A 13,118-nucleotide genomic window follows, 5' to 3' on the forward strand; every position below is an offset into this window, starting at 1 on the left:
GGCTCCAACAACTTCTTGCCGGTCGGCTCGCCGGCGGAGAGGACGCGTCCTTCGGGTTACTCGTTTTCATCTGACGTCTTCTCCTGACGCAGAATTTCGGGGCTCGCTTGGCCCGCAGTCGCCCTACGCCGATCGAACGCCCTAACGGCGCCTCCCGGGTTTGTTCCGCTTGTCAGAGTTTGTCGGCGACGATGGAGAGCGCGACCCGACGGGGTAACTCTACCGGGTCGAGAGACAGAGTCTGCCCAACTTGACCATATTCAGAACGACGGCGGCTCGGTTAGCCTCAGCTACCTTGGACTGACGCCGGCTCGCGCACGAATTTCAATTTCGGCGGGACGGCGAACACCCTGAACCGCTCAGCCAGGCTATCAAGAGCTTGACGCATGCCCACTCCCGCAGCAGCCGCACCGTGTCCACTGATGACCATGTGCGGGTTCAGGGCTGCCAGGTGCTTCACGGATCTTTCCGCCGCATCCCAGTCCGGCGTGAAGTAGCGCGGCGGACCGTGCATCTCTAGATCCTGAACTGCGACCTCATAGACTGACTCCTGACCGGTGGTGATGAAAGCGTCCCCTACGATCAGCGAGCGGTCCTCCTCGCGCCAGAGCGAGATATGCCCAGGAGCGTGCCCGGGTGTGTGTAGCCATCGCCATCCGGGCATTCCGGGGATCGATCCGTCGGCAGGTAGGAGTTCCAAACGGTTGCCAAGATCAATTGGCCCCCGTGGAAAAAGCGGCGAAAGCAGCGCCATCAGTCCACCCCCGACCCAGGGATCCGGTGGCGGATAGGACGCGGTTCCGTCCAGATAGGGGCGCTCGAGTGGATGCGCGAAGACGGGCACGTCCCACTTGTTCGCGAGGTCTAGGACGGTTCCCACATGGTCGAAATGGCCGTGGGTCAGGATGATCGCGGCCGGCCGTGCGTTCGTGCCAAACCGCTTTTCCGCGACCGCAAGAATGCTGCTGCGAGACGTCGGCAACCCGGTATCGATCAGCATCCAGTTCCGATCTCCACTGCCCGGTGCGCCGAAGAGCACGACATTGACGATTGCTAGCCGCAAATAGCCCAAGTCCGGTGCGATGCTCCAAGCGCCGTCGCCACGATCCTCGCGCCTGGCGTAGTCGGTCTCGGAAAGTCGAATCTGAACGGTCATATGATCCCGTGCCTCTATTGTTGCTGAGCAGCCGCTCGAGTCGATCGGCGGCGGTGGTATATCGCCCCGAACTTGGCACGGCCCTCCTTGTTCCTCATTCGCCACCCAGCTCCGGACGTGCCCTGATCGGTCGTGCTGGGCATGGTTGTCGTGCTCGAGGTTCCGTTGGATGAGGTTCCGCTCGAAGTTCCGCTCGTCGTCTGGGCAAAGGAAAGCCCGGCCGACATCGGCCGAAGCCGAATTTCTCAGGCCGGCGGCGACAACGCGCCAACAGGCGACAATGTCGAAATCGTGCTGTCATAACGCGCACCGGCAAAGTATTCCTACAACGCAAAATGGCTAGCCCGGCGGCGTCCAAGCCTATGCTCCACAGCTAAGTCACACCTGATCGCGACGCCGTGCACGCTCGCATTTCTGCCGTTGCGCGCTGCGCCGCAGGTGCGTAGCCTCTTATACGCACCCGGGTCACGAGCATGAAACAGATGAAAACCGACCAGATTCCACTATTCGTCCAGGACATCGTTGCCCTTGGGTGCGAGATCTGCGCGGTTGGGGATTTCGGCTACGTCATTGGCGACGCCGATCTTTCTCTCCATCGCCTTGAAGCCATCCAGCCGCAATTGAGGCGTCTCGACCAAACATATGGCTGCCGTCGGCACCTGAAGCGGCAAATTATCGCCTACCTCAATTCCGTCGGCCGCTATGTCGATCCGGCCGAAGATAGCCCGGTGATGCCGCGCCACTGACGGCACGAGCGCCTCGGCGAACCGATTCTGTTGTTCCCGACCTTGCGCTACGCCTGCTAGACGTTGACCGGCAAGACTTCCCCACAAATCCAGGCGATGTCTGCGCAATAAGAGAGGCTTTGGCGATGCAAAACTCCCGCGCCACTTCGACTATCTCTATGCCTCACCAGGCGAAGCTTGTTTTAGCCAAGATGTGATCTCAATAGCTGAACTGTCGGCGATTAGGGAGCACTCCACACTGTAACCAAATGGGCTGCCCCGCGTTCTTTAACGGCGTACGGCTGTGCCCGTCGCGGGGCAGCCTTGTGTTTCAGGATTTCTGGCATGGTCAACCGGGACACGAGCCGCAATGAAGGAAGCTTCGACTGCCTCATCGTAGGTGGCGGGCCATCCGGGCTCGCGGCTGCGACTTACCTTGGAAGATTTCGAAGGCGAGTAATTGTTGTCGACGCAGATGAAAGCCGTGCAAAGTGGATTCCCTTGACGCGCAACTGCCCAGGCTTTCCAGACGGCATCACCGGCCCTGACCTGCTTGGCCGCCTTCAACTGCAGGCCACTCGATTCGGCGCAAGCGTGGTCCACGACACGATCGTATCCCTTCGCAAAACGAAGGCTGGGTTTTTGGCGGCCGCTTTATCTCCCATTCGTGCCCGCTCGGTGCTCATTGCTACCGGCGTTGTTGACATCCTCCCGGATCTTCCTGGCGCTACCGACATGATCCAAGCTGGCGTCTTGCGATTGTGCCCTATCTGCGACGGCTATGAAGCCATCGACAAACGAGTGGCCGTCATCGGACCAGCCGAACACGCGGTAAAAAAGGCGTTGTTCATGCGCACCTTCACTCAGGATCTGACCCTCCTGATTACTGATCCATCCGAGCCCTCCCCGCAAGAGCGTACCAAACTTAAGAGGGCCGGAATCAAGATCGGCGTCTGCAGACCCAATGCCGTTTGCGCCACGGGCCGGGAGGCGGTAGTGGAACTCATCGACGGCGCAACGCTCTCGTTTGAGACCATCTACCCTGCGATGGGCTCGACCATCCGCTCGAGGCTTGCGGTCGAGCTTGGTGGATGCTGTGACAAAGCGGGCAATCTCGTCGTGGATTCGCGCCAGCGCACCGCGGTCCGCGGACTTTATGCAGCCGGAGATGTCGTCAACGAGATCAATCAGCTTGCCGTAGCATTCGGCCACGCAGCGGTGGCTGCCACCGACATTCACAACTATCTTGCAAATGTTCGGGGCGAGCATTGGTCCCAGGCCGAACACGGCCGACCGTGACTTATAGGCACATGGCGCCTAGCTCTGACACCGAGAGCAAATCATGAGGAACGAAGAGGCACGGCGACCGTTCTGGATCGTCGGGTTTCATCATGTATCTTATTCAAATCCTCTTACCTCGGGCGGACAATTCCGGCAGACCGTTCCCCAAACAGGAATTCAACCGGCTCAAAGAGGAACTGGCCCAGCAGTTCGCCGGTGTCACAGCTTTTTTGCAGGCACCTGCAGAAGGGCTGTGGCGGCAAGACGACCAGTGCAGCAACGATGAAATCGTCATCTTCGAAGTGATGACGGAGGAAATTGATCTGCGGGCTTGGCGAACACGCGGTGCTGACCTCGAGCGACGCTTTCGTCAGGACGAGGTGATCATCCGTTACTCATCGATCGGCGTCGTGTAGGATGCGTAGAGCTTCAGCTCGACGGGCCGGCAAGTTCGACACGGAAATTATAAGCTCCGAGGCAAGCTGACTACAAACGGCTTAGCCCAATAACACCGATCGGCAAATGCGACCTTCAGAGCATGATCGAGCAGCTGTCACCCGCCTGCGGGGCTTTCGTCGAGAAGCACAACTGACGTGAAATTCTCCAATTCTCCTCGCGAAAGTCGTGCAAGGATGCATGCCGCAAATCTTCCTCGCCGCCACATTGCTTCGCAGCAGCGCGAACTCGCCAGGATAAGACCTAAGAGAGGCCGCCAGCTAATTTCTTTCTCCAGCTTGCAATCGCGAGGCCGCACGCGATGCCGACACAATCGGCAAACCAGTCGAATATGTCCATGTCGCGACTTATTATTTGCGTGCCCTGCAGGATCTCGATCCCGGCGCCGGTAAGGGCGAGAAAAATTATCAGTCTTGCCCTGCGCTCTGGCCAACCAAGACTGCCGATGGCCGTCAACACGACGAACGCTGCGGCGTGATTGAGCTTGTCATCATGAGAGGTAAAGCCAAAACCAAAATTCTGCAGAAGCCACACCGGTGAGAGCGCGAGTACGAGGACTCCGGCCAGTGTGACCAGAAAAGCAGTCCTTGCCGCGATGGGAAAAGATCTTGCACGCCACAAATCGGGCCACTCCTTCTATCCGAACCTGGGAGGCCGGCACTTCGAACATAGCCATCCGCACGTAGCGGCACATTGGGGAACAGAGTCTATTGCCGCAGATGGCTGGGAAAAAGTCAAATTGGGATCTCGGTAGGCTTCTGTGTTTAATGCGGCAGTATCGGGGCGAGCGTCAGACGCGGGCCGCGATCGATGCCACTGATTGCCGGGACACCCTTCAAGGCTGCAAACCGTTTTTTATTACCCGTGACTTCACCGAGTGTTCGGCGCTTAGAGAACAGCCCGGCCAGTCTTCCTTCAAGTACTTGGCTTCGTCGTTGATCTTCGCCCAATCGTTGGCGTGCTTGCGAAGAGGCTCGCCCCATAGCAAGCTGCAGGAAGGTGTGACCAGGACGCCCGGCGGGTAACCCTGCCAAGGCCCGAATTTAGAAGGCGTCGATATAGCCACCACCCTGAGTGCTGCGAAATTTGCACAATAGCATCGGCTCACGACGAAGGATTCCACGTGGAGACACCCCAGGGCTCCGCAAGCGTAGCACCACTGCATCCGTCAAATGCAATTTCTCAGTGCGGATGAAAAGATCCCCGCGTTCGTCGAAATCATGCGCGCGAATGTGCTCTCGGTCGAGATACGGTTCCGCCTCGCCTGTCCGGCGGTCATCGACCAAATCGAGGTAGGGATGCGGAAATCCGCATTCATGGAAGGCCGACGGACCTTTTCCACGAGCTGAACCCGCAAAACCAATGAGCCGCCGTTGAGTTCCAGACTGCACTCTTATGCAACAGACCCAAGGTTGATTGACGATCCTCCCCCAGGTCCACCCAGTTCCGAACCGGCACAACGCGGCAGTTGCTGATCTTCATGGCGTTTCTCCAAAGCTGCCGTTCGCGCTACGACCTGATGCGACCACCCTTCTCTATCCTTCGTGGGGAGAAATTCTACGGCAAGCCTTGACCCTGAGTCCGACGTCCCTGCCGCGGCACGACAGATCGAAAGCCGTCATTCGGTTGGAGAAATGAGTCTCTTCTTGGCCTTCCAGAATTTGAGCGATTGGCCATCGCCCAAATCCTTGATGCGCTCTTCGACAATTTTATAGCCAACACGCTCGTAGAATTTCTTGGACGGAAGTGAGACGCTTAGAATCGTCTCTCTGAGACCGTTTGTTCGAGCCTGCTCCTCCAAGTCTTGCATCAACAGCTGCCCGAATCCAAATCGTTGTCTATCAGGATCAACAAGGAGAGCCGTGATTTCCTGGCCGTCAAGACTTGCAGTCGCGACCAATTGGCTACCCTGTTCCGCAACGAGTGTCACTCCTGTCTCAATGCGCTGCAAGACCTTTTCCTCAGAGTGGAATTGCTTCAAGAATGCGATCGCGCGTGGAGGGTAGACGCCGCTATAGCTGGTCTCGAGGGTCCTGAAAATCAGGCGACTTAGAGCTGGGAGGTCGTCGATTTCAGAAGAGCGAATATTGATCTTTGGGCTTTCGGTCATGACTGCATCCCAACCCGATCAAAGCATTATAGACGTCGACCCGCCTGTCGTGAATGTCGACTCCTAAAGCGGCCCCGGAATGCCCGGAATTGGCGCCAACCACTTGTTCAGTTGCCGACATCGGCAAAAATTCCACCCCAGCCAGTCCTTCGACCTTGATGGCTGGCGTTCTGCGGCTCAGGTGTATTAACCGGCGGGAAGCGCCAACTGCGGACGCTTGAAGCGAAGTTCGCAATGACCGCTCCGTTGGCTCAAAGAACGTCCGCCGGGTTTCGCTCTATCAACTCCGCCACAAGGCGTTGAAGCCGCCAGAGGTTGCGGTCGCGTATCCCCTTGGCTTCGAGGTGAGAAACCGTGTTGAGCAAGTACTCGGCCCCGGTGCCCCAATGACCGCAGGCCCGGGCCAGGACATCGGCAACTGCTTCAAGTGACTGACGACCGGCATAAAGAGGTGAGGCGCGGTTCATAACAAAGGTCAACGCCGGCCTGGCTCCCGAGGCGGTCTCGACCGTGATCCAGCGGGGCATGCTATTGGCCGGCTTGTAGGTGAACTCGCGTCGAAACAATTTGCCGAATTGGCGTTCGAGGTTGTCCTCTGGTAGGTCGTACAGGACGCCTCGGCATTGCCCTCCACGATCGAGGGCCATCATAAGGCCGGGCTGCTCTGGCGTGCCCCGAAAACGGGTCATGCGGAAGCAAAAAGCACGATGCCAACCCCGAGCAGCGCCTAGTTGCTCACCGATGTGCTCGATCTCCGGCTTCCAGATCAACGAGCCGTAAGCGAATAGGCGGGTCGGTACCTTCGGGGCCGGATGAGCTCGGATCATTTGCTCGACCCAGCGGTCGTAGTCAGCATCGGTGTGTAGCTCGGCACCTGCCGTCAAACCCTGGTCTTGAACGACCTTGTGGACCCGCGCGACATGGTCCGCAGTCAAGGTCAGCTTTCTCATTTGGCTTGGCATCCCGTGCTCCATCGGATCAGGATCGCGTATCCTTGGCAGATGCTACCGGCGTTGCAAGATACAAACCGACGGACTGATTGCGATCAGCACGGTGCTGAGCGTCACAGGCGCGAGGGACTTAACAACTGACATGATCATTTTGAGATCCTCCCCAGCTCCCGTCGGTCAACATTCAGTCCTTGGGGGTCGCAGGTGTAGTGCCGTTCGAAGGTCCCGTCCGCGCGCCGCTGCTTGTTGAAGCCGCGATGTAAGGCTCGATCGCGCGCTCGTGGACCAGCCAAAGGGGATCTCGGCCGAGGCGTAGCCACTGCCGGCGGCCAACCGTTTCGGGATCGAGGCCGAAGCGATCCTGGTGCGCTCGATCGTCGTGCCGGCCGCGCCTGCCTCCGCATGACGGTTGGCGCGCCTTCGCAAATCGCACATGATTTCGTCACGTGAGATGCCGATGTCGCCAAGGACGTCATCGGGTAAACGGCTCAACTGGTCCGTTGCCGACAAGAGAGCTTTTCGCTCGGCGCGGAGGCGTAACCACCTGCGAAATGGACCAATGGCGGCAGCATGAATTATAACCATGATCAGATCGTCCCTTCATTGATCTGAATTGACCGGTACGGAACGGCGCGAACGGCACTCCGGGCGAGAGCGTCAGCCGTCCGCGAGGCAAATTAGGCGTAGTGGTCGATGGATTGGTTTTGCCGCGGCGTACCCATACGGCGGGCGGTGGCTGGCCCCGGGCCACGCATGTAATAAAGCTCCGGGCGGTAGCGCGGCGCGACGAATTTGCGAAACCCCGCAGCAAGTTCTCCCCACTATCTGGCGCCAAGCAAGCCCAACCCCCGAAGTCCGTAAGCTTGGTGTCAGGGCTTGATTGTCCGCCGTGCCCAACAGCGGTGGGCTTTGTTTTTGCTGGGATTTCCGAATAGGATTACCTGCGCAAGGAAGGGGGCCGTGTCATGCCGATTCGTCGAACCGCTGAGCGAGCTGGTGTTTTCACCCCGTCCGAAATTGCCCTACTGGGCCGCGTGTTCGATCGGCTAAAGGTCAACGCTCAATCTGATCACGAACGTGAGGCTCTCGCATCGCGGATAATCGCAAATTTCATGGCCGGCATAGAGGACGAGGACAACCTTGTTTTGGCGTCCAAGCTTCCGCTGGGGCGGTAGGCACGACGCCGCCATTGAGTGTCGGACCAGAGCCCGCCCGAAAAGCGCGGCCGGTTTTTTGCATTGAGGGCGGCCAGGCAAGAGAAAACTGCAAGGCTGCGCGAACAGCTAATGAAGGCTGACGCCATGATGGCGGAGCGGAGTGATGAAAGATCAAAAGGTCCGTCAACAAAGCCCCTCGCCATCGGGAATGTCCAACTATCTGGCGATCAGCGGGCCTCCTTCCAGAACGGTCCTCAGTTGCTTCGTAGCCGCTGTCAAAGCGGCGCGGTCATTGCCGGTCGCTTTGATTAACTCCCGGACCTGCTCCGGCGTAATGCCATTCTCCGTCGCGAAATATTCGACCTCATAATCCTCGTCCGCCGAGACGCGGTTGCGGTCGCGGAAATCTCGTTTGCGCTTGTCGTCGGCCATCCGGATTGCTCCTTCTTTTTGGATCAATGGCAACGCTGGCAAGCTACTTTCGTTGCGACAGCCATGCGGAATCAGGTTCCGTTCACTCTGGGTAATATAAGCTTTGTGCCGAGTATTGACTGGGTGCGTAAAATTGTAAGTACCGGCGGCCGCCTCGAGTTCATTCCGCCGATGGACCCAAGCTGGTTGCCAAGCCACCAGACGGCGCCGGACGGACCCACGAGGTGAAGTTCGACGGCTACCGCTCACAGATCGTCATAGACCCCAGCGGCGTTCGCATCTTCACCCGCCGCGGCCTCGACTGGACGTCGAAATACCGCCACCTGGCCGCAACGGCCAAGCTGCTGGACGTCGAGAATGCCATCATCGATGGCGAAATCATCGTCCTCAAGACAAGGGCCTGTCGGACTTCGGCGAACTGCGAAAGGCAATCACGCGGCGTCAGCACGATCTCTATTTCGTCGCCTTCGACCTGCTGCACCTCAACGGCCACGATCTGCGCGACATGGCACTGGAAGATCGGCGAGAGATCTGGCCGGCCTCGTCCCGCCCGACATCCGCATCCAGTTCAGCGAGGCGCTGCCCGGTGATGCCAACGCTATCTATCATCTCGTCGACCAGACAGGCCTCGAGGGGATGGTGTCCAAGCGTCGCGACAGCAAATATCGCAGCGGCCCGACCACGAACTGGCTGAAAATAAAAAAGCTATACGATCGGGGAATTCGAACTGCTGGGCGTCGAGCGTGAACTCGGCAAGCCAGCCTTTGCTCTAATTGGGGAGATTGGCACGCGCAAATATGTTGGCTCGGCCTTCATAAATTCAAGCCGCGAGATCCGCGAGCGGCTTTGGAAGCGCGTCTAGGAACACGCAGGCCCTGCGCCGAAGGGCATGAAGCGGCCGGCGACGCAATGGGTGAAGCCAGGGCTGATTGGCCGCGTGAAGCACTTGCGCGGCGAGGAAGATCTGCGGCATGCCTCTTTGCAAGACTTCAGGGAGGAGAAGGCCTAGCGGGGGCCATGTATTCCTCCCTGTACTTAGCCAAGATTTTAGGCAGGGATTGTTGCGGCCCTCAAGGCTTCGTATGATCCGAACAGTCGCGTTTCGGACCGGCTAAGCTGGCCCAAGCACCTCGTCGAATGGCATTACGAGGACCACTCTGCCGCTCTCGTCAGTGACCTCGAAACTGCAGTCGAACCAGCTGCGGATCGTGTACATGCGTGTGCGGAAGACGAGGTCCCGCGCATTGGCGAGCGCATGGGCGCGTAGAGCCTCATCGTCTGGTAGTTCGTCGCCTTCGGCGTCAGGTATCATCCGACCGCGATAGCGAACATTCAGGAAGTAGCGCAAGGCCGCCACTCATCTCTCTCGCTTGATCGGGAATTGGAACACGTTGGAGTATTCCTTCTCGGCGAAGCCGTAGGACTGGCCAGCAATCTGTTCCAGCTTCTCGCGATCCCGAAGCGTGATATTTCCACGCGTGGCTCTGATCGCGCCGACGCTCTCCAGCATCTGCACCGCAATCGTGACGCCGGGCCGACGCGAACCCAACATGATGCTCATGAACTCATGCGTGAGGGGCATGTCATCATGCTCCAGCCGGTCATGCGTCATGAGCAGCCATCGCGCCAGCCGCTCCTCAATGGAGTAGCCGGCGTTGGCATAGGCCGTCTGGCTGACTTGAACGATAAAGGTATGCACGAAGCGCAGAAGGAGCGCACGCAACGCGGGTCTCTGGTCCATCACAGCGTGTAGGTCTCCGGCTCCAATGCGGAATGCTTCGCCCGCAGCCTGAACCATGCAGGAGTGCGGCGTGCGGTCCACGCCCAGCACCAAAGCTGTACCCACCAAACCCTCCGATCCCACCATGCCGACCTCAAACCGTCCTTCCCCGGTGTCGGCGACGATTGATGCAATCCCGTATTCTGGGAAGGTCACATGCGCGATTGTTTGATCGGCTCTGAACAGATGTTCTCGCAACTCAAATGTGACCGCCTCAAGATGCGGCTGCACCAGTGCAAAGTCGTCAGGCGACAAAGACGTCAGCAGACGATTGCGAATGATTGATTGCTGGAGCTGAGCCATGCTCGTCGCCTCCCCGTCGGGGCAAGAGCACGCACATCTCTCAGTCGCTTGCGCCCTGATATCAGCAAGCGATGGCCAAATATCCTCCTAATCCCTGTCTCTAGCAATGATATCCGACGGTAAGTCCGCATGAGTACGAATCCGTACACAAGCGGCCGGCACGCACCGGTCAAGCCAAGGCTGATCGGCTCCGTCAAGCAAGCACAAATATATACGCCATGCCTCGCTGCTGGGTTTCGACGATGAGAGCTAGGCCTTTCTTTCCCGGCCCGCTGGCAGAAATCTGTCCGAAAGCGTACAATGGCGGATCGTCAGCAAAAAAACATGGCCGCTGACGCTTAGGAGCGACCATCGCACTCTTGGTCCAACACGAGGCATTTGGTGTGATGTCAGAGGAACAAGGGCGAGCCCGCCTGAATCCAGAATTCGTAAGCGGACTTGCCCGGGAGTCCGGAGCAACCGAGCAGCAAATACACGACATCGCATCTCTGGTCGGGCTCGATCGTGCCTCGATTTTGAGAGAAGCGCGTCTTTTGGTTGCTGATCTAAGGCCGAAGCTTTAGGTTTTTTTGCTTGGCTGCTTGGCTTCGGCGATGATCGCGAGCGCCCGGAGAACTAAGGGCCCGCCTGCCAAATCCAGCAAGGCCGGCGGACCCTATCAGCGCAATGAAGGGACTTTTCTTGCGCGGATACCAACTTCGGGGCTAGAGAGCGTCATTTTTCAGGCGACCGCTCCTATCATCAATAGTGAAATGGAGACGGCGAAAACCGACCCGAGCAACCAACGGGCTTGGTGGACACTAACTTCCATGAGCCGTCTCTCCTTCCATGAGTTCACGTGACAACGGGACGACGAAGTCGCGGTTCCGCGCGACACCTTGTTCAGGCCATTGCGTCTAGCACTTCAGACTTAGGTCCGGCGGTATAAGACCTAAGCCCCGGCGGAGGAACGTTCGTTGGTAGGCTTACGTTTTGGTGAGCTTGGCGCGATGAAGATGCGTCCCGGCAAATTCCAACAAGGAGACGGCTATGAGAATGCATCTTTCCACCGCAGCCGCGGGATTTCTGTTGCTGGCCGGCATTGGTGCCGCTGCCGCCCAGGACGTGGTCATCGAACCGCAGCAGGAAACCGTCATCAAGGAATACGTGCACAAGCAGCCTCTCGCATCGGTGAAAATTCCTGGAGTGGAGCTCAACATCGGCTCGACTCTTCCCGATGAGGTCGAGCTTCGTGAAGTCCCCAACGTCAAATACCGTTATGTCGTTGTCGACAACCGGACCGTTCTGGTGGATCCGAGCACGCGCAGGATCGTCAAGGTCTACGACTGATCTCATCTTGGGAGCGCTGGCCCGGATGATGACTCCGGGTCAGCCGGTCGACCGTCTCGATAATCGCCTTAGCCAGCGCCTCGCCCTCATGCGCCGGGCAGCCCATAAGAAGGTTCACTGCCTCCTCGCTCGGCAGAACGCCGGCTGGACAGGACGTGCAGCCAGACGCGCTCCTTGGTGCCCGCCGCCCAGCGGATCTCATATGCTTCGACGTCGTCTTCGGTCCAAGCTTCGAACCCGCCGCTCGACTCGGGTTCTTAACGCCGGCCGTTGGATCGATCCCCACTATCTCGGCTTCGAGTGCCCAGCGGAATAGTCCGCATGGCGTCGAAGGGTTTCTCCTCGTGCGGCACCAGTAGGCCAATACACCGTTTGAACAGCACTCAAAACAGTGGCTGAACAGAGCGAGGGGCGCAAGCGGCCCCTACCCTTTTCAACCTTTGAGTGTTCGGCCTAAAGGCGCTTGCAAAATTCGCGGGTTAGGCAACAAGTCGGATTGGCGTGCGCCGCTTTTTAGTGCTCCGAAACCACGCTATCGCGAGCGCCTTGAAAAACGGCAGCTTGTGCGCGTGCGCATAGACCTTAGCGTCCTCTTCGGCGGTCAGATAGAGATTCGCCATGGCTTTCGTCAGATCCTCTGGATCGAACCGCTGGTTGAACTCGTTGTGTTTCATCAGCAATTCCGCTGCTCTGATCTGAGGGCTCGTGATTGGCGCGAAATCCGCGTTAGCCAGAACCTCCAATATTCTGCGGGCGCCAATTGCGGTTTGGCGGTTCACCAGACCGCTGATTGTTGCAATGGCGATTGTTTCCCGAGCGCGATATTTCGCGGCAGCCGGCGGCGTGGTGATAACCTTTATACCGGCCCTGGAGCACACCAATTCAACCGTCATGGCGTCCTCATCACCGGAAACGACCGCCGCTTGGTGAAGCTGAAGCGGGGTAATCCCAACGCGCTGGTGTTTTGGCCAACGAAGGCGGCCTGTGCCTGGCTATCAGGTGCATCGGTGCATCGACAATCATCACGGGTATCATGCCAACATGCGGATTGCTTGCCGCTGCTATAGCATCAGCGCCGCGACGCCGGCGCCGACCTGGTCGGCGAGCGTCGACAGGCTGAGCGGCACGCCTTCGCGGGCATAGCGTTCAGCCTGGCGGTTGAGCGGCTGATGCTGGCCGAACTTCTCGAACAGGATCATCGCCAGCAGGCCGGGACCGGCCCAGCCCCGTGGGGTGGCATGGAACGGCGCCGGAGCCTGGCTGTGAACTTCTCCCGCACGTGCTGGATCACCTTCCATTGCCGCGGCACCACCTCCAGCGTCTCGGTGATATCGTAACCCAGCTTGCGCAGCCGATGACCGCCGCAGCAATGGCAAGCGGCCGGCGCCGGCTCGACCACGCGTTCGCGCGGCAGATGCTCGGGAAATGGCTGGCGCGCC

General features: G+C 58.8%; 14 protein-coding genes and 1 pseudogene. 6 read left to right on the forward strand and 9 right to left on the reverse strand.

The annotated features are described in order from the left end of the window. Nucleotides 1–286: 286 nt before the first annotated feature. Nucleotides 287–1,156 (reverse strand): MBL fold metallo-hydrolase, encoded by an 870-nt coding sequence (locus tag NKH49_RS33370; RefSeq protein WP_352929851.1) that lies wholly within the window; start codon nt 1,154–1,156, stop codon nt 287–289. A 132-nt stretch (nt 1,157–1,288) separates the two neighbouring features. On the opposite strand from NKH49_RS33370, the gene NKH49_RS33375 reads away from it, so the two are divergent. From NKH49_RS33375 to NKH49_RS33390, 4 genes are all read left to right on the forward strand, one after another. Continuing rightward, on the forward strand, nt 1,289–1,459 hold the full coding sequence (locus tag NKH49_RS33375; protein WP_352929853.1) for a hypothetical protein: 171 nt from the start codon (nt 1,289–1,291) through the stop codon (nt 1,457–1,459). Between the two features lie 170 nt (nt 1,460–1,629). After that, complete coding sequence (locus NKH49_RS33380; protein ID WP_352929856.1) at nt 1,630–1,902, forward strand: Y4lK-related protein; 273 nt, start codon at nt 1,630–1,632, stop codon at nt 1,900–1,902. A gap of 324 nt (nt 1,903–2,226) precedes the next feature. Further along, nucleotides 2,227–3,180, forward strand: a complete 954-nt coding sequence (locus NKH49_RS33385) for an NAD(P)/FAD-dependent oxidoreductase (RefSeq protein WP_352929859.1) — start codon at nt 2,227–2,229, stop codon at nt 3,178–3,180. A 92-nt stretch (nt 3,181–3,272) separates the two neighbouring features. After that, nucleotides 3,273–3,578: a hypothetical protein gene (locus tag NKH49_RS33390; RefSeq protein ID WP_352929862.1), complete on the forward strand. Its 306-nt coding sequence runs from the start codon at nt 3,273–3,275 to the stop codon at nt 3,576–3,578. Between the two features lie 283 nt (nt 3,579–3,861). Here NKH49_RS33390 and NKH49_RS33395 read toward each other — a convergent pair whose 3' ends face one another. The 4 genes from NKH49_RS33395 to NKH49_RS33410 all read right to left on the reverse strand — a co-directional run bounded on the left by NKH49_RS33395 (nt 3,862) and on the right by NKH49_RS33410 (nt 8,267). Next, nucleotides 3,862–4,239: a VanZ family protein gene (locus NKH49_RS33395; RefSeq protein ID WP_352929864.1), complete on the reverse strand. Its 378-nt coding sequence runs from the start codon at nt 4,237–4,239 to the stop codon at nt 3,862–3,864. Nucleotides 4,240–5,236: 997 nt separating this feature from the next. Beyond that, nucleotides 5,237–5,728: a GNAT family N-acetyltransferase gene (locus NKH49_RS33400; protein ID WP_352929865.1), complete on the reverse strand. Its 492-nt coding sequence runs from the start codon at nt 5,726–5,728 to the stop codon at nt 5,237–5,239. A 251-nt stretch (nt 5,729–5,979) separates the two neighbouring features. Then, the gene (locus NKH49_RS33405) at nt 5,980–6,678 is read right to left on the reverse strand and encodes a gamma-glutamylcyclotransferase (protein ID WP_352852141.1); all 699 of its coding nucleotides are present in this window, start codon (nt 6,676–6,678) and stop codon (nt 5,980–5,982) included. A 1,373-nt stretch (nt 6,679–8,051) separates the two neighbouring features. Continuing rightward, nucleotides 8,052–8,267, reverse strand: coding sequence for a DUF3606 domain-containing protein (locus NKH49_RS33410; protein ID WP_352929867.1), 216 nt, complete (start codon nt 8,265–8,267; stop codon nt 8,052–8,054). A 224-nt stretch (nt 8,268–8,491) separates the two neighbouring features. Between NKH49_RS33410 and NKH49_RS35065 the strand changes: the two genes are divergently transcribed. Then, nucleotides 8,492–8,857 carry an ATP-dependent DNA ligase gene (locus tag NKH49_RS35065; RefSeq protein WP_502907989.1) on the forward strand — a complete coding sequence of 122 codons (366 nt, stop codon included), beginning with the start codon at nt 8,492–8,494 and terminating at the stop codon, nt 8,855–8,857. 521 nt (nt 8,858–9,378) lie between these two features. On the opposite strand, the gene NKH49_RS33420 is transcribed toward NKH49_RS35065, so the two are convergent. Then, nucleotides 9,379–9,615 carry a DUF6894 family protein gene (locus tag NKH49_RS33420; RefSeq protein WP_352929869.1) on the reverse strand — a complete coding sequence of 79 codons (237 nt, stop codon included), beginning with the start codon at nt 9,613–9,615 and terminating at the stop codon, nt 9,379–9,381. 9 nt (nt 9,616–9,624) lie between these two features. Next, nucleotides 9,625–10,350 carry a Crp/Fnr family transcriptional regulator gene (locus NKH49_RS33425; protein ID WP_352929871.1) on the reverse strand — a complete coding sequence of 242 codons (726 nt, stop codon included), beginning with the start codon at nt 10,348–10,350 and terminating at the stop codon, nt 9,625–9,627. Nucleotides 10,351–11,379: 1,029 nt separating this feature from the next. Here NKH49_RS33425 and NKH49_RS33430 point away from each other — a divergent pair. After that, nucleotides 11,380–11,679, forward strand: a complete 300-nt coding sequence (locus tag NKH49_RS33430) for a DUF1236 domain-containing protein (RefSeq protein ID WP_352929873.1) — start codon at nt 11,380–11,382, stop codon at nt 11,677–11,679. A 479-nt stretch (nt 11,680–12,158) separates the two neighbouring features. Here the strand turns inward: NKH49_RS33430 and NKH49_RS33435 are convergent, their stop codons facing one another. Beyond that, nucleotides 12,159–12,572, reverse strand: a complete 414-nt coding sequence (locus NKH49_RS33435; protein ID WP_352929875.1) for a hypothetical protein — start codon at nt 12,570–12,572, stop codon at nt 12,159–12,161. A 177-nt stretch (nt 12,573–12,749) separates the two neighbouring features. Continuing rightward, nucleotides 12,750–13,118, reverse strand: a pseudogene (locus tag NKH49_RS33440) (IS66 family transposase zinc-finger binding domain-containing protein); the annotation flags it as partial.

Origin of the sequence: Mesorhizobium sp. M1088 (assembly GCF_040318575.1) — a bacterium.
Lineage (GTDB): Bacteria > Pseudomonadota > Alphaproteobacteria > Rhizobiales > Rhizobiaceae > Mesorhizobium.